This is a genomic window from Nocardia sp. NPDC060249, assembly GCF_042728755.1.
In the GTDB taxonomy this organism is placed as follows: domain Bacteria; phylum Actinomycetota; class Actinomycetes; order Mycobacteriales; family Mycobacteriaceae; genus Nocardia.
The window spans coordinates 23,755-42,538 of record NZ_JBHXAQ010000013.1; the positions used below are offsets into that span (position 1 = coordinate 23,755).

19 protein-coding genes are annotated in these 18,784 nt (G+C 66.8%); 13 read left to right on the plus strand and 6 right to left on the minus strand.

What is annotated here, in order from left to right:
• Window positions 1-52 precede the first annotated feature (52 nt).
• Together ACFWFP_RS29775 and ACFWFP_RS29780 are read left to right on the plus strand one after the other, a co-directional pair.
• On the plus strand, window positions 53-949 hold the full coding sequence (locus tag ACFWFP_RS29775; RefSeq protein ID WP_379300524.1) for a hypothetical protein: 897 nt from the start codon (window positions 53-55) through the stop codon (window positions 947-949).
• 45 nt (window positions 950-994) lie between these two features.
• The gene (locus ACFWFP_RS29780) at window positions 995-1,573 is read left to right on the plus strand and encodes a DapH/DapD/GlmU-related protein (RefSeq protein WP_379300526.1); all 579 of its coding nucleotides are present in this window, start codon (window positions 995-997) and stop codon (window positions 1,571-1,573) included.
• Between the two features lie 43 nt (window positions 1,574-1,616).
• Here ACFWFP_RS29780 and ACFWFP_RS29785 read toward each other — a convergent pair whose 3' ends face one another.
• A complete protein-coding gene (locus ACFWFP_RS29785) occupies window positions 1,617-1,982 on the minus strand; it encodes a hypothetical protein (RefSeq protein ID WP_379300528.1) in 366 nt (121 codons plus the stop codon).
• 88 nt (window positions 1,983-2,070) lie between these two features.
• Here ACFWFP_RS29785 and ACFWFP_RS29790 point away from each other — a divergent pair, with 88 nt between their 5' ends.
• The 4 genes from ACFWFP_RS29790 to ACFWFP_RS29805 are packed head-to-tail and all read left to right on the plus strand — an operon-like array spanning window position 2,071 to window position 5,079.
• Complete coding sequence (locus ACFWFP_RS29790; RefSeq protein ID WP_379300530.1) at window positions 2,071-2,598, plus strand: DUF3558 domain-containing protein; 528 nt, start codon at window positions 2,071-2,073, stop codon at window positions 2,596-2,598.
• Window positions 2,599-2,607: 9 nt separating this feature from the next.
• Complete coding sequence (locus ACFWFP_RS29795; protein WP_379300532.1) at window positions 2,608-2,985, plus strand: hypothetical protein; 378 nt, start codon at window positions 2,608-2,610, stop codon at window positions 2,983-2,985.
• Window positions 2,986-4,287 (plus strand): hypothetical protein, encoded by a 1,302-nt coding sequence (locus ACFWFP_RS29800; protein WP_379300534.1) that lies wholly within the window; start codon window positions 2,986-2,988, stop codon window positions 4,285-4,287.
• Window positions 4,288-4,320: 33 nt separating this feature from the next.
• Window positions 4,321-5,079 (plus strand): ESX secretion-associated protein EspG, encoded by a 759-nt coding sequence (locus tag ACFWFP_RS29805; protein ID WP_379300536.1) that lies wholly within the window; start codon window positions 4,321-4,323, stop codon window positions 5,077-5,079.
• Window positions 5,080-5,094: 15 nt separating this feature from the next.
• On the opposite strand, the gene ACFWFP_RS29810 is transcribed toward ACFWFP_RS29805, so the two are convergent.
• The gene (locus tag ACFWFP_RS29810) at window positions 5,095-5,535 is read right to left on the minus strand and encodes a hypothetical protein (RefSeq protein WP_379300538.1); all 441 of its coding nucleotides are present in this window, start codon (window positions 5,533-5,535) and stop codon (window positions 5,095-5,097) included.
• Between the two features lie 83 nt (window positions 5,536-5,618).
• Window positions 5,619-7,742: a hypothetical protein gene (locus tag ACFWFP_RS29815; RefSeq protein ID WP_379300540.1), complete on the minus strand. Its 2,124-nt coding sequence runs from the start codon at window positions 7,740-7,742 to the stop codon at window positions 5,619-5,621.
• Window positions 7,743-7,974: 232 nt separating this feature from the next.
• On the opposite strand from ACFWFP_RS29815, the gene ACFWFP_RS29820 reads away from it, so the two are divergent.
• Window positions 7,975-8,433: a hypothetical protein gene (locus ACFWFP_RS29820; protein ID WP_379300542.1), complete on the plus strand. Its 459-nt coding sequence runs from the start codon at window positions 7,975-7,977 to the stop codon at window positions 8,431-8,433.
• 45 nt (window positions 8,434-8,478) lie between these two features.
• Window positions 8,479-10,077, plus strand: a complete 1,599-nt coding sequence (locus tag ACFWFP_RS29825) for a hypothetical protein (protein ID WP_379300544.1) — start codon at window positions 8,479-8,481, stop codon at window positions 10,075-10,077.
• Window positions 10,078-10,299: 222 nt separating this feature from the next.
• Here the strand turns inward: ACFWFP_RS29825 and ACFWFP_RS29830 are convergent, their stop codons facing one another.
• The 3 genes from ACFWFP_RS29830 to ACFWFP_RS29840 form a co-directional block, all read right to left on the minus strand.
• Entirely contained in the window at window positions 10,300-10,617 is a 318-nt protein-coding gene (locus ACFWFP_RS29830) for a WXG100 family type VII secretion target (protein ID WP_379300546.1), read from the minus strand.
• Between the two features lie 123 nt (window positions 10,618-10,740).
• Window positions 10,741-11,454 (minus strand): DUF6882 domain-containing protein, encoded by a 714-nt coding sequence (locus tag ACFWFP_RS29835; RefSeq protein WP_379300548.1) that lies wholly within the window; start codon window positions 11,452-11,454, stop codon window positions 10,741-10,743.
• A 24-nt stretch (window positions 11,455-11,478) separates the two neighbouring features.
• The gene (locus ACFWFP_RS29840) at window positions 11,479-12,468 is read right to left on the minus strand and encodes an NADP-dependent oxidoreductase (RefSeq protein ID WP_379300550.1); all 990 of its coding nucleotides are present in this window, start codon (window positions 12,466-12,468) and stop codon (window positions 11,479-11,481) included.
• Window positions 12,469-12,678: 210 nt separating this feature from the next.
• Here ACFWFP_RS29840 and clpB point away from each other — a divergent pair, with 210 nt between their 5' ends.
• From clpB to pyrE, 5 genes are all read left to right on the plus strand, one after another.
• The gene (gene clpB / locus ACFWFP_RS29845; RefSeq protein ID WP_379300552.1) at window positions 12,679-15,252 is read left to right on the plus strand and encodes an ATP-dependent chaperone ClpB; all 2,574 of its coding nucleotides are present in this window, start codon (window positions 12,679-12,681) and stop codon (window positions 15,250-15,252) included.
• Window positions 15,253-15,315: 63 nt separating this feature from the next.
• A complete protein-coding gene (locus tag ACFWFP_RS29850) occupies window positions 15,316-16,128 on the plus strand; it encodes a DUF5666 domain-containing protein (protein ID WP_379300554.1) in 813 nt (270 codons plus the stop codon).
• 68 nt (window positions 16,129-16,196) lie between these two features.
• Entirely contained in the window at window positions 16,197-17,327 is a 1,131-nt protein-coding gene (locus ACFWFP_RS29855) for a hypothetical protein (protein WP_379300555.1), read from the plus strand.
• A gap of 53 nt (window positions 17,328-17,380) precedes the next feature.
• The gene (locus ACFWFP_RS29860) at window positions 17,381-18,187 is read left to right on the plus strand and encodes an SDR family NAD(P)-dependent oxidoreductase (RefSeq protein WP_379300557.1); all 807 of its coding nucleotides are present in this window, start codon (window positions 17,381-17,383) and stop codon (window positions 18,185-18,187) included.
• Window positions 18,188-18,192: 5 nt separating this feature from the next.
• A complete protein-coding gene (pyrE, locus tag ACFWFP_RS29865; RefSeq protein ID WP_379300712.1) occupies window positions 18,193-18,756 on the plus strand; it encodes an orotate phosphoribosyltransferase in 564 nt (187 codons plus the stop codon).
• Window positions 18,757-18,784 lie beyond the last annotated feature (28 nt).

The window sequence follows — 18,784 nt, forward strand, 5'->3', positions numbered from 1 at the left end:
GCCGCCCCGCCGACTACGCTGCGATCGCGAAGGTGACAACAAGGGGGGCGCGATGACCAGCCAGGATCCGTGGGGCCGTGATAAGGGTCAGGCGCACTGGCCGCCGCCGGATAATCCGTACGGTCCGACCCCGCCCGCCCCCGGATATCCGCCGCAGTACGGTCCGGGGGCTCCCTATCCCGGACAACCGTGGCAGGGCCATGGCGCGCCACAGAATCAGTGGCCCGCGGGCATCCCTGCGCCGAGGTCGTCGAACAACGGGCTGCTGATCGGCGGCGCGATCGCGGCGATCGTCGTGGCCGTGGTCGTGGCGGGAGTCGTCGTGCTGGTCCGGTCGAAGTCGCCGGAAACCCCGACCGTGTTGCCGCCGCCACTGCCTGCCACCACCTCGGCGGCCGCGAGCGCAGGCCCCGAGCCGTGGCACGGTCAATATTCGGTGGATCGGGTGGCGAACGCGTGCGACGTGATGGACACGGCGATGATGGCGCCGTGGGGTGGTGAGCTCGCGCAGCTCTCCACGAACAAGAAGACCCCGCCGATCGCTTCCTACGGTGGTGGCGAGCTCGCGTGCAACGCCGACTATCGGGGCGGAGTGGTCCAGAGCCCCTTTCCCACGATGCCGATGTTCGGCATCACGGTGTGGTTCGCCGACAAGAGCACAACCAGCACCGCGAAATTCGCGACGCGCCGTGACCGCGGCATCAGCGTGGTGGCGCGCGGCGGAACCAGCACCCCCGTGACCGGGATCGGCACCGAAGCCGTGTCGGTCGATTCGCCGATGAAGGGTTCGCCGTCCCTGCTGATCCACGAACTCACGTTCGTCGACAGCAACATGTGTGTGGAGATCCGGATGACGCTCGACCTGCCCGACCCCGGCGCGCTGGGCGAGGTCGATGCCGCCGCGCAAGCCGCCGCCCACCGGGTGATCGAGATGCTGCGCACCGGATAGCGCAGCGCCGCTCGGAGCGGGTGCGGGGTGCGTGAGAATCGGGGGATGGCGAGCGACAACTTCATGGATATTCACGATCCCGAACTTTTGGCCAGGGGTGAGCGGGTTCTCGGGGCCGGGTTCAGGGCGATGCACGAGCGGGTTCTGCAGGTCAGCGCGTTGACCTCCCGTCTCAACGTCTTGCCCTTCGACGACGAGACGGGGAAGGCGGCGCTGCTCGCGGAGATCTTGGGCCGTCCGCTCCCGGCGGGTCTCACGATCTATCCGCCCTTCTATACCGATCACGGCCTGAACCTCGAACTGGCCGAGCGCGTGTTCATCAATCAGGGCTGCACGTTCCTCGACTACGCCGGAATCCGGTTGGGCCGGGGCGTGATGGTCGGCCCGAAGGCCACTTTCATCACCATGGGCCATCCCGTCGACCCGGAGGAACGGCGCCGATTCCTCACCGGCGCGCCGATCGACGTGGCGGACAACGTGTGGATCGGCGCGGGCGCGATGATCCTGCCCGGCGTGCGCATCGGCCGCGACGCGGTGATCGCCGCGGGCGCGGTCGTCGCCGACGACGTTCCGGCGAACAGCTTGGTAACCGGTTCGAAGGCAACTGTGCGGCGCAGCTGGTAGCGCGTCGCCCGCAGATCCGCGGAACCTCCCGCCGTGACCCGCGTCAGCCGACGACCTTCTGCACCGCTGCCTGCCGCGCCCCCTCGTCGACCTCCCCGATCTCGAACCCCTTGCCGACGATGTGCTGGACCAGCGCGGCCTCCGGCGGCAGGCCGTACTTGCGCAGGTAGTAGGGGACAGCGCCCGGCCAGACGAACACGCCGTCGGTGTGGAAGTTCAACGGCACGTCGCGCTGGGTGGGGTCGAACTCGTCGGCGTCGTGGCTGCGCGCGCTCAGAATCACCGGCGCGTGCTCGAGGTAGGACAACACTTGATCCTGGATATCGGAGTCCACCGCCGACCGGTTCACCACCGGTTTGCCCTCGGGATTGCGGCCGTCGAAGGGCGCCGAAAGTCGAAGTTCGCTCATGCTCGAACAACCTACGCGCCCCCGGCTCTGGTCGGCTGACCGTGCTAATGTGCCTGGTCAAGGCAGTACTCGGCCGGAAGGGGTGGGGATGAAGCGCGCAGGTACGGCGATCGTGGTTGCCGGTTTGGCGGTTGTCGGGCTGGTGGGGTGCGGCTCGGGGGAGTCCACGTCGAAGGGGGCGACGACCACGGCCAAGCCGGTGTTGTGGAATCCGTGCACGGAGATTTCCGATGCTGCGTTGAGTGAGGCTGGGGTGGATCCGGCGACGGAGGAGAAGGGTGTCGCGGGGGTTCCGCAGCCGGGATGGGAGATCTGTGGATGGGAAGGTTCCAACTACGCCCTGACCGTCTACACGACAGCGCAGCCCGTCAGCTATTTCGAGCAGAAGCCGGGGAACATCAACTTCGCTGACGTCACCATCGCGAATCGTCAGGGGCGCCAGTTCCGGGTACAAGGTGACACTCGAAACCTATGGTGCGATGTTGTCTTCCCGTCCGAACAGGGTGTTGTTCAGCTCGCGGTTGGTAATTCGGCAATCGCCGACGGACCGCTGGAGGACCCTTGCGTCTACCTCCAGCGTGCCGGTGCCGTGCTAGTGCCGACGTTCCCGAAGTAGGGGTCGGGCATGGCGGGAAATACCCCATACAGCCAGTTGGTCGCACAGGCGAGGGCCGGCGAGGTCTATCTGAACGACGAAGCTGCCGCGTTCCATATGTTCAAGGCCTGCGATACGCGACTGGCCGACCTCCAGAAGCTGATCGGCGTCACGCAGCGCGTGCAGAACGTCACCGGGTTCGGTGATTTCGACATTGCCAGGCAGCTCGAGGCGAAATTCCGCGCTCAAGCCGTCGGTGAGCCGAACTCGATCTACGAAGTCATCCTCCAGGACATCGAGGCGGTGAAGCAGTTGCGCGAGGTCTTCTCCCTCTCCTTCAAACGCATTGCGGGCAAAGACATCGAGAACGCCAACGCCCTCGACTACGTCACCGAGCAGGTGAGCTGAATGACCGGCATGCAGAGCATCAGCGGCGTGGACCTGTTCGGCAATCTCCGCAACTTCGTGATGTCCCCCTTTTCCGGCGACGACGGTGAACTCGACAGCTCCGAAATCGCTGACATCCAGAACCAGTACAACGCCCAGCGTGATCGCAACCGCCAGAAGGCGGGCGACCTCGGTTTCGACGGCGAGTACCGTCCGACGGCGGTGACGAGGAACGACCTGTTTCCCGGAACGGTCGAGGAACTGCGCGCCAAGGTCGACAAGATCGATCTCGATTCCGTCTCCGCCCTGATCAGTGCCTGGAACGAAATCTCCACCCGCAACAGCACATCCCTCGACGAGTTCCGCAAGCAGATAGCCCGGGGCATGTCCCCCGACGTCTGGTCGGGCTCGGCAGCGAACGCGGCAGCGCAAACCGTTGCGGCATACGACGCCACCGGCAAGAAGGTCACCACCGCCGCCGCGCTCACCAGCACCAAACTGGACGAACTCCGCACCGGCCTCGAGCCGACAAAACGCCTCGTCCCCCATGAGCCCGAGCACCGCAGCGGTCTCGACAATGTCGGTGCCCTGCTCACCGGCCGTGGGTGGCGCAATGATGATGTCGCGCAAGAGAACGCGCGAGTCGAAGCCGTTCGCATCCTCCAAACCGTGTACGCCCCGGTGATTTACGAGTCCGACAACAAAGTCCCGGTGATCCCCATCCCGAAGACCGTCGAAGACGGCGGCGAGCCCGAAACAAAGCGCAGCACAACACAACCCACCACTCAGGGTTCGACGACGCAGCCCACCACCCAGGCGACGACGACCGAGCCCACCACCCCGGCGTCGACCACTCCCACCACCGATCCGGACGACACCGACGACTCGACAGACGATTCGACCACCCCTGAATCGACCACTCCCGAGTCGACGGAGCCGAGCTCGACCACTCCCGCCTCGACCACCCCGAGCTCGACCGTCCCCGGTTCGGGCTCGCCGTCCGGATCACCGGGTGGCGCGGGCTCGCCCGGCGGCGGGTCGCCGGGTTCGGGCACACCGGGCGCGGGCACACCGGGTGGCGCGGTTGCCGGAAGCCCGGCGTCTGCCGGGGGCACCGCGGGGGGCCGCGGAACCGGCGCGGGCACAGCGGGCCGTTCCGGCATGCCCGGCATGATGAGCCCCGGTGCGGGCAAGGGCGGCGGCAAGGACGACGAATCGACCAAGGCAATCCCCGACTACCTCATCACTCAGGAGAACGGTGACGAGCTCACCGGTCTGGACACCCTGCCCAAGATGGTCCCGCCCGTCATCGGCGCCGACTAGTCGCCAATCCTGATGGAACAGAGTAGATCTCCCGTGCGTACCTGGCATTTCACCGCTTTAGATTTCCGCACTCTCTGGGAAGCCGCGGGCCGCGACGTCCTTCCGTACCCCCTGCATCACCGCCATACCGATGTCGAAACCCACGCCGAGGTCCTGCGCCTGCGCAGCAAGGCGGCCGAGAACCTGATGGCCGAGTTCGACAGCGATCTCGACCGCGCCATGGCCGCCCTGCTCGCCCCGCACGCCCGCGTCGAAGTGGCGGGCGCGGCCAAGGGCGTCAAAACGATCAGAGCCCACGGCGGCACCCGAGACACCTACGCCTCCCTCGCGGTCCAAGCTCCCGGCGACGAAACCAACCCCGGCGACGTCACCCTGCACCTGTTCGACCCCGAGGCCCTGGCCGCCGCGGTCCTCTCCACCCTCCCCAAGGTCGCCCCCGGCAAGGGCCGCGAAATCCGCGTCACCGCAGCAGAACTCGCGGCCCCCCGCCCTCACGTGCGCGACCGCTGGAACCCGACCCCCCGGGAACAACTCGAGTCCTTCCTGGCCAAACCCACCACCACCCTCACCCACATCGGCGTCTACGCCCATGCCAGCGTCGACAACCGTCACACCGAAGGCCGCGACGACTTCCAGCTCCACGACATCCCCGGCGACGGCCGCTACGTCTTCTACGGCGAAACCACCTTCATCGCCAAACCCACCACCCCCGCCCGCATCCAGTCCACCCTCGCCGCCATCCTCACCACCACAGCCACCAAGGCCCGCACCGGCACCTACCTCCCCCGCTGAGCCTGGGCCTGGTCTCTAGTGGGCTGCGCTCAAGCCGTTTCGAAACCAGTCCGGGATGTATTGTGGCGAACGGGGATACCGCTGATTCTCCAGCGCGAAGTCTTCGGCCTTCGGCGCAACCGCGAATCCGGGATAGTGGTCACGATTGTATCTGATATTGAATCGAGCGGGTGGTTCCAGAACGTACTCGAACTCGAACCATGTACCGAAGCCTTCTGTGTACATGCCCTTGCGGAGATCTTGGAATCTGCGCCATACCGGTGTTGGAAACTGCCACGGCAGAATCGATCCATTCGGCATCGTGATGCCGGTTTCCGCATCGGTATGGCGGCCGATAAACATGCCCCGGGCGGTCAGTCGGCTCCATTCGTGTGGCAACGTCGGCAGTATCTCGCGTGTAATTTCGTCGAGAATTTCCTGCTGCTCCATGATGTGCAGCGGCGCTCGGTTGGACATCGATCTCCTCGTCGTACGTCAGGCTGTCAATTATGTCGGATAGTTCTAGCCCAGTGTATCCGGCTATGCAATAGTGGGTGTGTCTATCTGCCGTAGTAGCGCGTCGGCGGACCGAAGTGGGCGCTGCCGGCAATATTCGTAAATACTCGCTCCCTGGTCTCAATTGATTCGACAACCGGTTCGTTGTCCGGGCCTATTTGTACCGTACCATCAGGGTTTCTGGAGAATATTACCTCTTGCCAGCGCATGACGACCTCATCGGGAACACCGTTGGAAGCCCGCGGTGCGCTGACTTGATAGTTCCTGATGTCCTGGTGGGCTTCGCCCGCAAAATCTGCCAAAGCGCTCTCCTGGGCTCGCCATGAGGCTGCATAGTTCCAGCCGTCGCGGTCATTGCCGGAATTCGATGCAGCCATCTGTCCGTGCATATTGAGATATTCGCCGATCCCGCCGAGTTCATTCGCGAGCAGGTGACCTCCCGCCCACTTTATTCGAGAATCCTCGATTTCCTCCGGTGTCAGATCGCGGCCTGACGGGTTGCTTGGATAGGCTGCCTCGCCTTCTTGATAGGCACGCTTCTGCGCGCCCTTCTTCGAGTCGTCATCACGGTACTTGGGGTTTTGTCCGCCTGCCTCTACCTCGGCCGTCATTGCATCGGGCTGGCCGTGTCGATCGGTGTGGACATCTATGAATTTTGCATCGTTGTGGGTATTCGGAACTCGATATTGGACGTCGGGCAGCAGTGGGTAACCGAGGTCGGGATTAAATCCTGACCAGGCCCCGTGTGGGTGCACTGCTTTGTCTTTCGATCCTCCCTCGGCCTCAACCCACTTAACAGTCCCATTGCCGTCGGTGAAGAATGTCGTCCTGGTTCCGTTCTCATTCCGAACGGGATAGGCGGTCCACGGACTCAGCGGTTGATGATCGCGCAGCGGCAACGGTACTGGATTCGGGTTTTCGATCGGTTGTAGTTCCTCGGGACGAGTATTGCCGTCCGGTACATTCTCTCGATCTCGATGCGGTGCGGAGATCTCGTCGTGGACGTCGATCGGCCGCGGAGGCGCACTCGGGTCAGCAGGATCCGGTGGCCGGTGGGTCGGCCGATTCCAGTCGACGAAACGTCGGTCATGACCGGGCTCGTCCGGTGGAATGGTTCTGGCAGGGGGCGGATCGTCGTAGTCGTCATCTTCATCAGTGCGACCGGTCGTTTCATCCGCACTTCGGTCAATGGCCGTATTGGGGCGCAGTGGGCCTGCTGTGCTGCCCGGTGCCTGGGGATCAGTGCCGTGCGACCTTGTCGTGGTGTCCGGGTTGTGAGTCGTCCATTGCCCGTCAGGTGGTATTCGGGGGCTGCGGGTGCCGTCGGGGTTGGTGACGGCGGTGGCGCTGAACACGTTTCCGTTGCTATCGGTCCAGGCGGCTTGGGTGGGGGCTAGGACTTCTACACCGAGGTGCTGGGCGAGGCGGTCGGCGAAGCCGTTGGTGGAGGCGTCGCAGCCGATGAGGCGGATGGGGGTTACGCCGTCCCAGCCGGAGCGGCGCAGGAGGTCGCCGTATTGCTCGGGGGTGAGGGTTCGGCCGCCGACGACGGCGTGGCCGTCGGGGGTGATGTGGGTGTCGGCGGTGAAGCGGTTGGGGTCGGCGGGGACTCGGTGGGGGAGATCGCCCATGGTGGGGTCGCCGCGGTGGTGGGAGACGCCGGCCGGGGTTTGTTCGGCGTGGTTGTTGTGGATTGCGTCGAGGTCGACTGTGGTGTCGGTGTCCAGGTCAGGGGTGGTGTTGGGGTTTGTGTCGGGGGTGGCGGATATGGTGCTGTCGACCTGGGTTGTGGGGGACGCGTGTTGGTCTGCCCAGGAGGGGATTGTCGTGCGGGCGAGGTCGGCTCGGGAGATGTCGGAGCCGAGGCGGTGCATGTCGTCGGGGGTGACGGTGGGGTTGTCACGTGGGGGCAGGCCGAGGCCGGTGCGGACCGTGTTGGCCAGGTCGGTCAGGGTGGGGGTGGAATCGGCGTCGATCGTGAGGTCGGCCGTTGACGGGTCGGTGGTGGGGACGACGTCGACCATGAGCCAGTCGCCGAGGGGGAATTGGTGGCCTTGGTTGAAGGCGAGGTCCGTGGCCGTTTGGGCATTGTCGGCGACGGCGTCGATGCTGGTGGGCGGGGTTGTGGGAGAGCCGGTTACGGCGACGGTGAGTCGGACGACTCGCACCGGCTGCGCGAACGTGGTGGGGTAGTCGGCGGCTTGGTAGGGGCGTCCGGTGGGTGGGTTGACCTGTAGGGCTTGGTTGTTGGCGGGCGTGACGGGGCGGAGGGATTCGCGGGCCTGCCGGGCTTGTTTGGCGGCTTCGAGGTTTTGGGGAGTGAGAGCCGGGTCTGTCGGCGGCGTCGCCGACGTTGGGTTGGTCAGGCTCGCTGGATTGGCCGTGTCGGCGGGAGTCGTTGTGGTCGAGGGAACCTCGCGGGAAGTTCCGTTCGATCTGGAGGTCGGCGAGTCGGAGGTCGCGGTCGGCGCGTTCGGGGGTGGCGGCTGCGCGGTGGACGGTGGTGTCGTGTCCCTCGTCGCGCTGATGCCTGTGGATGAAGGGGGAGTGTTCGGTGTCGCCGGCTGCGCGTTCGGTGTCGCGGGTGTGATGCCTGGGGACAGCGGGGGATTGTTCGGCGTCGCGGGTTGTGTGGCGGGCGACTGGGCGGTGTGGGCCGGCGGCCTGGTGGTTGTGGATGGCTGGGGAGTGTTCGATGTCGCCGGTTGGTGCGTGCTCGGGGTGATCGGTGCGCTGACGGGAGGGGGCGACGGCGTCGAGTTGGGAAGGGTTGTGGGGGTTGGTGTTGCAGTGGTCGGAGCCGCGGTGGGAGCGGTGGCGGTGGTCGCCGCAGTGGTTGTCGAGTCCTCTGCCTGTTGAGGCTGGCGAGTCGTGTCCCCGGGGGACTGGATGTTCGGAGATGTTGTGGGCGTGGTTGTACTCGGGGTGCCTGGTTGCGGCGTCGTCCCGGGCACGGACGGCGTGGAGGCAGTCGGGTTGCTGGTGGTCTGCGCCTGGTCGCCGGTGGTCGGCGTCTGGGTGGAGGCCGGGCTCGATGGATTCGTCTGGGCTGTGGGCGAATCGGTAGTAGGTGCTGATGGCGTAGCGGGGGTATCGACCGGTGGGAGGTCGAGCGAGGACGAGGGAGCGGCCGTCGGACTGGGTTGGGCGGTGGGACCGGAGGTGTCGCCCGGAGCTGTTGGGGTTGTACTGCTGGGTGTTCCGTTCGGGTTCGGATTCGTGGTGCCGTTCTCGCTCGGCGACGAGGGTGCGCTGTTGTCCGCCGGTGTCGAGGGGCTGGTCGACGCCGGATCGCTCGGCGAGTTCGGTGATCCAGTGCCGGAAGGGTTTCCGTTGTCGGCGGGCGACGTCGAGCCGGGTGAGGTCTCCCCAGGCGAGCTGGGGCTGGGTGAGTTGTCGCCGGGCGAGCTGGGGCTGGGTGAGTTGTCGCTGGGCGAGCTGGGGCTGGGTGAGTTGTCGCCGGGCGAACTCGGGCTGGGTGAACCGTCCCCCGATGGAGTGTCCGGCCCGCCTGGACTGTCAGTCGATGGCGAGCTGTCGCCAGGAGAGGAAGGTGAACCTGCCCCGGACGGCTGGGTCGCACCGTCCCCATCGGGACTGGAAGGCGCGCCCTCCGACGCCGGTGTCGTGGAACCGGGAGTGTCCGTCGATGCGGGCGAAGCCGATTGCGGCGCACTACTGTTCGGCCGATCCGACGGCGACGATTCCGGATCGCCGGTACCGGCCGGGCTGGTCGGCGCACCGCCCGTATCACCCAACTCCGGCACGGTCGGCGCCGAAGAGTTGCCATTGCCGTGCAGGCTTGATTCCAGCCCGCTCTGCACTCCACCCGCACCAGCGCTGGTAAACGTATCCACGCCGATATCGAGTTTGAATTCCTGGTCCATCAGCAAAGACGCGGCGCTCGCCGACGCGACCTGCGCGGACAGATCCGCACCGAGCTCGGTCGCCGCGCCTGCCGCGGATTTGGCGGCCAACTTGCCGAGGCCGGAGGTGACGTTGTCGCCGACACCGCCGAGCTTGTCCCCGAGACCACCACCGACGGCACCGCCGACCGCGCCGCCGAAGGTCGCCAAACCCAGATCGGCCCAGCCGAATTCATCCATCGACCGATCACCTTTGGCGACCTGGATGGTCCGGGCGAGCGCGTCGATACCGCCCTCTTCCAACGCCTCGAACGCCGCTCCACGAATCGCGGCGCGAGCCGCGGCTTTGGCGATTCCGCGCGCGATCATGCGGGTGATCAGCTGTTTCACCGCGATTTTCACCGCTACTTGCGCCGCGACGCGTGCCGCGACACCCGCCGCGGCGCCGATCCCGGTCCAGGCGGTGGCGATAGCGGCGCCGATCTCGACCGCCGCCACGATCATCGTGCCGATGATCACGAGCTTGGTGTGCTCGATATCGTTGGCGCCGTCGTCGAGCAGCTCGGCCTGCTTCTCGCACCATGTGCGGATCGCGGTGAAGGCAGCCTCGTCACCGGCCAGAAGTTTGTCGCGATAGGCGGCGATCGCGTCGTGCGTCTCGCCCTCGGACAACGCCGTCAACGCCGCGGTCAGTGCCTTGGCGGCATCGTCATCGACGGTGTTGAGCGTGTTCGCGGTGGTCGTCCACGCATCGGCCAGACGCCGCATCGCGGTCTCATCGCCCTCGGGCCAATCACCCGCACCGAGAATGTATTTCGCGACCCACTGGAGGGAATCGGGGATCTCGATACCCACGAACTCAGGACCCCGTCGACTGCTTCAACTGGGCTGCGCGGGCGGTGTCCTGCTCCACCAGCTTGTCGGCGACAGTGACCATGTTCGTGCCGAGCTGTGTCATCGACTTCGCGAGATTGCCGACCGAGGTCTTGCCCTGCTCCACACCCGGTGTGTAGTTGCCCGCGAATGCCTGCCCGATCTCGTCGCCACCCCAGCATTCACCCTCGGCGGCCAGTGCGGCAGTGAGCGTCGTCAGCGCCGTGGACAGCGTCGAGGCGACCGAATCGAACGAGGTCTGTGTACTGCGCAGCGCGTCAGGATCGGCCTTGATCGAACTCATCGCACACCCCAACCTCGCCCAACAGTGCTGTCGAGATATTGGACGCACGAGGCCGTGCCGCGGATCCCTATTGTGCCGTATGTCTCATTTGTGGCGATATAGCTATTGCCTTGTGGGACAGGGCTATCCGTTGCCCATCCGCAATTCCATGCTGGTCATCCTGGCCGATTCGTCGAAGCCGATCTCCCCCGTGATGCCCGGCCCGGTGACCGTTGCCCGGGAGTGGTCGCCGGACCACTGGATGCCGAGTCCGCGATGACCGGCGTAGGCGTGGAGTGCGCGGCGTCGGTCGGTGAGAGGGAACTCGGTGAGCCCCTCCTGGATCACCCGGGCCACGCGCGGCGCGAAGGGCGCGGGCAGCACGAGCGACGGATGCTCGATCAGAAACGCGGCCCTGGTCCCGCCGCCGACCGGCCCGCTGTAGGAGGTCCACACACCGGAGATCGCCTTGGCCGCGTCCATGAACACATTCACCACGCCCTCGGCTCGATCGGGTGAACCGGGAAGCGCGGCGAACGGCACTTCCGCATCAGCGAGTTCGCTGATCCCATAACGGGTTCCGAAGTCGCGCACGGACTGCGCGAGCCCGGTGACCAGATCTGGGTAGCCTGCCGGGTTGGCCCACGCCCACAGCCAGGACTGTGGTCCAGGAGCCGCCGACCCGAGCAGATGCATCCGCTCGCATTCGATCGGCTGGTCCCCGGTCAACGTGAACCGGCCGGCCGCCAGGTCGACACTCCACCCACGATCGCCGGCGATATCGGCGAGGTGTAATTGATGCTCGAAGGAATACAGTGCGGCATCGTCGAGCAGGTTCGCCACAGTCACGTCAGACATGACGACGACCCTATCGGCCGCGGCTCAGATGGCGAGCACGGTTTTTCCGCGTGCACTGCCCTGACCGAGAACGGCGGGGGCGGCCTCCAGCGGCACCGTCATCTGCACCGGGACGACCACATCACCGGCGGCGACCCGCGACAGCAGGCGGCTCAATTCCGGTGAGCGGCCTTTGGATTCGAAGTTGCCGCCGGTGATGTCGCGCTCGCGCAGCACGGCTTCATCGGCGGCCCAGGTCGTCGAGTAGGCGTGGCCGCCCTGGCGGACGAGCGTGGCGTGCGAGGCGAAATCGCTTGCTGCGCTGATCAGGTCGAACAGCACGTCGATGCCGTCGGGGTGGGTGAAGCGCACGGCGTCGGTGACGCTCGAGTCCTGGCGGGCGGCCGGGTCCGGATCGGCGAAATTCGGGTCGGTGGGACGGATCTGGGTGTAGTCGACGGTTTCGGCGGCGCCGAGGCGCGCTACCTGGTCGGTGGCGTCGCCGCGGGCGGTCGCGATCACGTGGGCGCCGGCGATATTGGCCAGCTGGACGAGGAAGGAACCCACGCCGCCGGTCGCGCCGACGATCAGTACCGTCTGGCCGGGCTGGATCCGCGCGGCGTCCACCAGATCCTGGGCCGTGACCCCGGCGACCGGCAGCGCCGCCGCGGCCACCGTGGTGACGCCGTCGGGGATGGGGACGAGGGTCGCGTCCTCGGGCACCGTGGCGTACTGCGCCCAACTGCCGTGTCCCGCGGGCGCGGTCAGGAATTTGCCGACCACTTTGTCGCCGACCTTGAACTTGGTGACGCCCGTGCCGATCGCCGAGACGGTGCCCGCGCCGTCGACGCCGAGGATCATCGGGAAGTCGGTGGGCATCTTGCCCTCCAGAATCCCGTCGGCCATTTTCAGGTCGAACGGGTTGACCCCGGCCGCGTCGAGCGCCACTTGAACCTCACCGGGACCGGCGTCGGGTACCGGCACATCGGCGAGTTCGGGTGTGGCGCCGAACTTCTGAACCACGATCGCGCGCATGGGGGTGAACTCCTCGCATCGGGGGTGAGCCGGGCATCGCAATCCTAGGCGGATAGCCGTTCGACATGCGGTGATTGATCGTCTTCGGTGGTGTCGCGGCGTACCGTGAAGCGCGGATTCGAAGTCCGTGAAAGTTTTTGGAGTTGAGCGGAACAGACTCAACTTTGTGAGCGTTGAACAAGTCGATACCGGACACACACAAGGAGATTCGTGGACTCGTTCAATCCCACCACCAAGACGCAGGCGGCGCTGACCGCTGCTCTGCAGGCCGCTTCCGCCGCAGGCAATCCGGAGATCCGTCCGGCGCACTTGCTGGTGGCGTTGCTCGACCAGACCGACGGCATCGCCGCACCGCTGCTCAAGGCCATCGGTGTCGACCCGGCGACCGTCGAACGCGAGGCGGGCGACATCGCCGACAAACTGCCGCGTGCCACCGGCGCCACCACCACACCCCAGCTCGGCCGGGAGTCCCTGGCCGCGATCACCGCCGCTCAGCGACTGGCCACCGAACTCGGCGACGAGTACGTCTCCACCGAGAACCTGCTGGTCGGGCTGGCCGACGGCGATTCCGACGTGGCGAAGCTGCTGCGCAAGCACGGCGCCACCCCGGAGGCCTTGCGCGACGCGTTCGCCACGGTCCGCGGCAGCGCCCGCGTCACCAGTCCCGATCCGGAAGCCAGCTACCAGGCGCTGGAGAAGTACTCCACCGACCTCACCGAAGCGGCCCGCGCGGGCAAACTCGACCCGGTCATCGGACGCGACACCGAGATTCGTCGCGTGGTCCAGGTGCTGAGCAGGCGCACCAAGAACAACCCGGTCCTCATCGGCGAACCCGGCGTGGGCAAGACCGCCATCGTCGAAGGGCTGGCGCGGCGCATCATCGAAGGCGACGTGCCGGAGTCGTTGCGCAACAAGAAGGTTGTCTCGCTCGATCTCGGCGCGATGGTGGCGGGCGCGAAGTATCGCGGTGAATTCGAGGAGCGGCTCAAGGCCGTGCTCGACGACATCAAGAACAGCGCGGGCGAGATCATCACCTTCATCGACGAGCTGCACACCATCGTCGGCGCGGGCGGCACCGGCGACTCGGCGATGGACGCGGGCAACATGATCAAGCCGCTGCTGGCCCGCGGCGAGCTGCGCCTGGTCGGCGCGACCACCCTCGACGAGTACCGCAAGTACATCGAGAAGGACGCGGCGCTCGAGCGGCGATTCCAGCAGGTGCTGGTCGGCGAGCCGTCGGTGGCCGACACCATCGGCATCCTGCGCGGCATCAAGGAGCGCTACGAGGTGCACCACGGCGTGCGGATCACCGACTCCGCGCTGGTGGCGGCCGCGACGCTCTCGGACCGCTACATCACCTCGCGATTCCTGCCCGACAAGGCAATCGACCTGATCGACGAATCGGCGTCGCGGCTGCGCATGGAAATCGACTCGCGGCCGGTCGAGATCGACGAGGTGGAGCGGGCGGTGCGACGCCTCGAGATCGAGGAGGTGGCGCTGGAGAAGGAGACCGACGCCGCGTCGAAGCAGCGTCTGGAAAAGCTGCGTCAGGAACTCGCCGACGACCGGGAAAAGCTCGGCCAGCTCACCACGCGCTGGCAGAACGAGAAGAACGCGATCGACTCGGTGCGCGGGGTCAAGGAGCAGCTGGAGGCGCTGCGCGGGGAGTCCGAGCGGGCCGAGCGGGACGGCGATCTGGGCAAGGCCGCCGAGCTGCGCTACGGCAGGATCCCGGCGCTGGAGAAGGAGCTCGCCGCCGCCGAAGCCGCCAGTGGCACCGCCGCCAGCGGCGAGGTGATGCTCAACGAGGAGGTCACTCCCGACGACATCGCCGACGTCGTCTCGGCGTGGACAGGTGTGCCGGTCGGGCGCATGCTCGAAGGCGAAACCGCCAAGCTGCTGCGGATGGAAACCGAGGTCGCCGGCCGCGTTGTCGGGCAGGAAGAAGCGGTGCAGGCCGTGTCGGACGCGGTCCGCAGGGCGCGCGCCGGGGTCGCCGATCCGAACCGTCCGACGGGCTCGTTCCTGTTCGTCGGCCCGACCGGTGTCGGCAAGACGGAGCTGGCGAAATCGCTCGCCGACTTCCTGTTCGCCGACGAACGCGCCATGGTGCGCATCGACATGAGCGAGTACAGCGAGAAGCATTCGGTGGCTCGTCTCGTCGGCGCACCGCCCGGATATGTCGGCTACGACCAGGGCGGTCAGCTCACCGAAGCGGTGCGAAGGCGACCGTATTCGGTGGTGCTGTTCGACGAGATCGAGAAGGCGCACCCGGACGTCTTCGACATTTTGTTGCAAGTTCTCGACGAAGGCAGGCTCACCGACAGTCAGGGCCGCACGGTCGACTTCCGCAACACGATCCTCATTCTCACCTCCAATCTCGGCGCCGGTGGCGACCGCGATCAGGTGATGGAGGCGGTGCGGCGCGCGTTCAAGCCGGAGTTCCTCAACCGGCTCGACGACGTGGTGATGTTCCACGCGCTCGACGCGAAGCAACTGGAGTCGATCGTCGACATCAACCTGCGTCAGCTGCAGAAACGGCTCTCACAGCGCAGGCTCACCCTCGATGTCACCGAGGAGGCCAAGCAATGGCTGGCCGTGCGTGGCTACGACCCGGCCTACGGCGCGCGACCGTTGCGCAGGCTGATCCAGCAGGCCATCGGCGACAGTCTGGCCAAGGAACTGCTCTCCGGTTCGGTCGCCGACGGTGACACGGTGAAGGTGAGTGTGGACGACGCCACCGACAAGCTCGTCGTCGAACGCGAAGTTGTCCACAGCTCGTGATTTATCCACAGCCCGGTGCGTAGGGACCTCCCAAACGCACTGGGCTGTCCTACCCTGGAGCCCATGACGAACCCGAACGATCCGTGGGGGCAACGCCCGGAGGATTCGCCGACCGAACGGCTGGGTTCGCCGGGCACCGACTCGACCACGCCGTATGGCGGCAAATCGTTCGACGAGTGGGGGCAACCGTCGAACCCGACGCAGGCGTTGCCGCCGCACGACGCGCAATGGGGTGACTACGAGAGTGGTTATCCAGCAGCTCAGCCCCCGCCGCAGCAGGCGCCGCCCGGGTACGACCAGGGTTACCAGGCGCCGCCGCCCGGCTACGGCCAGGGCTATCCCGCCGCGCCGCCGCCGGGGTATCCGCCGCGTCCGCAGGACGGTGACCAGCAGGAACCGCCCAAACGCCACATCGGTTTGTGGATCGCTCTCGGCTTGGGCGTGCTGGCGCTGATCGCGGTCGGTGGGGTGCTGGCCGGTCTCGTGCTGAGCGGCAACGACTCGGGCGGCAACACCGCGTCGGCGCCGGCGACCAGCCAACTGCTCGTCCCGCCGACGCCGAAACAGACCACTCCGGGCTCCCCGCCGAGCACGAGCGGGCTCCCCGGCTTGCCCGGTCTCGGCGGCGAAGATCTCGGTGCCACCATGGGCAGTATCACCGCCAATACCGGCACCGAGATCACCATGAGCACCCTCGGTGGATCCGATGTGCGGGTGCTCATCGACGATGCCACCCAGGTGATCTCGCTGACCAGCACGAAGGCGAGCGAGCTGCCCGTCGGCGACATGGTTATGGTGCAGGGCGACAAGAACCCAGACGGGTCGATCCACGCCAAGATCATTATCAGTACGGCGTTGCCGGGCGGCCCCCGATGAGCGACCCGCGCGTCGAATCTCCGGTGCTACCGGGCAATCACGGCGACGGCTGGATAGGCTAGGCGACGATGACGGCTATGTGGTTCGGGTTAGCAGCGATCGCACTCGTGGGTGCGGTCGTCCTGTTGTATTTCGATCGGGTCCAGCGCCAGCGCACCGGACACGCCAGACAGGTGTGGGCGAAGTCCCAGGGCTACACCTACGTGTCGGTGGAGCCCGCGCTCGCCTCGACGTGGCGCCGTGGCGCGCTGGCCAAGCTCGGCTACCTCTCGGCGGTCGACGTGGTCTCCGGCATTCGCAAGGGCGAGAAGTTCGTGCTCTTCGACCTGGAGGACGCCGCGACCCTGGTGGCTGTGCGACGCCAGATCGGCTCCGAGATCGATGTCGACATGCGGCTCAAGACCGCGGCGCCGCCGAAGGACCACGATCTGGAACTGCTCGGCGCCATCGGCGACCGGGTCGTGTTCGCCACCGACCCCGAAATCGCGCGCCACGCGGTGGATCAGCGGATGGTCGGCTTCATCGAGTCGCTGTCCGACACCGTGCAGATGCTGTGGAGTGAGGGCAACTGGACCCTCGGCATGCTTCCCGTCGGCAGCGGATCCAAGGACTGGGAGACCGCCATCGACGTGGTGCTGCGCCTGTCCGGCCTGCTGCACGTGCTGCCCCCGGTGGCCGAGCCGAACGAGTTCACCCGGCCTCGGTCGAGTGCCAATCTCGCGCCCGGGTTCCGTCCCGAGTACGACGAAGAAGACGACGATCGCGAATTCGCTTCGGACCGTGCGGAGTACGCCGACGTGGAAGAACGTGGCCGCGCCCGTTTCCCCGGCCCCGACGAACTCGATTCCGACGACGAGCCCTACACGCCCCGCGGCGCCGCGGCGCGCTTCCCCGAAGACGACGCGCCCGCCGCGGCGCGCAAACCCGCGACCCGCGACGTAGACGATCGTGCCCCGATCGGCGGCCGCGCTCCCGCGCTTCCCGCCGACTACGACCCCGATCTCGACGACCCCGATTTCGAAGACCAGCCCGCACCCGGCCGACGCCCGCTCGGCGAGCCGCCGAAGCGCCCGTCGCTGGCCGTCGTCCCCGAGCCGCGTCCGCGCGCCGAGCTACCGCTCGACGACGCGGAATCGGGCCAGCCGGGTGGGCCGTTCCACCCCGGTTTCCGCCCATACCAGGGCCCCGTTCCTAAGTGATCCACCTGCCGCGGTAGTCGTCGCGGCATTCCGTCGACCGGAATCGACCAGTGATGTCTGATAGTCCTTCGCGCCTGCCCGGCGTACACCGTCCTGTCGCGATGATCACCGGACCGACGTCCGGCATCGGGCAGGGTTTCGCCCACCGTCTCGCCGCCCTCGGCTACGACCTGGTTCTCGTCGCCAGGAACGCCGAACGACTGCGTGAACTAGCCGACGATGTGGCCCGCCGTTTCGCCACGTCGGCCGAAGTCGTCGTCGCCGACCTGGCCGATGACGACGATCGCGCTCGCGTCGCGGCCCGAGCCGCCCAGGGCATCGAATTCCTCGTCAACAACGCGGGTTTCGCGCATTCGGGTGAATTCTGGACCCTCGAGCCCACGGAGCTGCAGGCCCAGCTCGATGTCAACGTCACCTCGGTCCTGCAACTCACCAGGGCGGCCCTGCCGCCGATGGTCGCGGCGGGCGCGGGTTCGATCGTGAATGTGGCGAGTGTGGCCGGGTTGATCCCCGGACGGGGGTCGACCTACTCGGCCTCCAAGGCCTACGTCGTATCCTTCACGGAGGGTTTGGCGGGTGGATTGGTGGGCACCGGTGTTCGCATCCAAGCGCTGTGCCCCGGATTCGTGCACACCGAGTTCCACGAGCGCGCGGGCATCGAGATGAGTTCGCTGCCCGAGCGCCTGTGGCTCGACGTCGATCAGGTCGTCGACGGGTGCCTGCAGGATCTGGACTCCGGCCGGGTGATCAGCGTGCCCGGCGTGCAGTACAAGGTGCTCACCGCGGTAGCGGGCTTCGTCCCGCGCACCCTGGTGGCCCGCATGAATCGCGGACTCTTCAACGCACGCGGAAGGACATGACTCAGATGATCGACCAGGCACGTCAGTCGCTCACGAAGGCTGATCGCGACCAGCTGGCCGCCCTCGTGCGCGAGCTCGCGGTCGTGCACGGCAAGGTGACGCTGTCCTCGGGCAAGGAAGCCGACTACTACGTCGACCTGCGCCGCGCGACCCTGCACCACCAGGCGGCGCCGCTGATCGGAACGCTGTTGCGCGAGCTCGCCGCCGACTGGGACTTCGACGCTGTCGGCGGGCTCACCATGGGCGCGGATCCGGTCGCGATGGCCGTGATGCACGCGCCGGGCCGCCCGATCGACGCCTTCGTGGTGCGCAAGGCGGCCAAGGCGCACGGCATGCAGCGCCAGATCGAGGGCCCCAACATCGTCGGCAAGCGCGTGCTCGTCGTCGAGGACACCACCACCACCGGCAACTCGCCGCTCACCGCGGTGCGCGCATTGCGTGACGCGGGCGCGATCGTGGTCGGCGTTGCCACCGTTGTCGACCGGGAAACCGGCGCTGACCAGGTGATCGCCGAGGAGGGGCTGGAATATCGATCCATCCTCGGCCTCGATGATCTGGCCCTGGGATAGCCTGAACAACGCCGAACCCGGACGACGA

Excerpts from the sequence above, each read along its gene's own strand:
- ACFWFP_RS29855 (WP_379300555.1), top strand. The coding sequence starts at position 16,197 with ATGACGGCTATGTGGTTCGGGTTAGCAGCGATCGCACTCGTGGGTGCG.
- pyrE (WP_379300712.1), top strand. The coding sequence starts at position 18,193 with ATGATCGACCAGGCACGTCAGTCGCTCACGAAGGCTGATCGCGACCAG.
- ACFWFP_RS29775 (WP_379300524.1), top strand. The coding sequence starts at position 53 with ATGACCAGCCAGGATCCGTGGGGCCGTGATAAGGGTCAGGCGCACTGG.
- ACFWFP_RS29790 (WP_379300530.1), top strand. The coding sequence starts at position 2,071 with ATGAAGCGCGCAGGTACGGCGATCGTGGTTGCCGGTTTGGCGGTTGTC.
- ACFWFP_RS29840 (WP_379300550.1), bottom strand. The coding sequence starts at position 12,468 with ATGCGCGCGATCGTGGTTCAGAAGTTCGGCGCCACACCCGAACTCGCC.
- ACFWFP_RS29785 (WP_379300528.1), bottom strand. The coding sequence starts at position 1,982 with ATGAGCGAACTTCGACTTTCGGCGCCCTTCGACGGCCGCAATCCCGAG.
- ACFWFP_RS29780 (WP_379300526.1), top strand. The coding sequence starts at position 995 with ATGGCGAGCGACAACTTCATGGATATTCACGATCCCGAACTTTTGGCC.
- ACFWFP_RS29850 (WP_379300554.1), top strand. The coding sequence starts at position 15,316 with ATGACGAACCCGAACGATCCGTGGGGGCAACGCCCGGAGGATTCGCCG.
- ACFWFP_RS29800 (WP_379300534.1), top strand. The coding sequence starts at position 2,986 with ATGACCGGCATGCAGAGCATCAGCGGCGTGGACCTGTTCGGCAATCTC.
- ACFWFP_RS29830 (WP_379300546.1), bottom strand. The coding sequence starts at position 10,617 with ATGAGTTCGATCAAGGCCGATCCTGACGCGCTGCGCAGTACACAGACC.
- ACFWFP_RS29835 (WP_379300548.1), bottom strand. The coding sequence starts at position 11,454 with ATGTCTGACGTGACTGTGGCGAACCTGCTCGACGATGCCGCACTGTAT.
- ACFWFP_RS29810 (WP_379300538.1), bottom strand. The coding sequence starts at position 5,535 with ATGTCCAACCGAGCGCCGCTGCACATCATGGAGCAGCAGGAAATTCTC.
- ACFWFP_RS29860 (WP_379300557.1), top strand. The coding sequence starts at position 17,381 with ATGTCTGATAGTCCTTCGCGCCTGCCCGGCGTACACCGTCCTGTCGCG.
- ACFWFP_RS29795 (WP_379300532.1), top strand. The coding sequence starts at position 2,608 with ATGGCGGGAAATACCCCATACAGCCAGTTGGTCGCACAGGCGAGGGCC.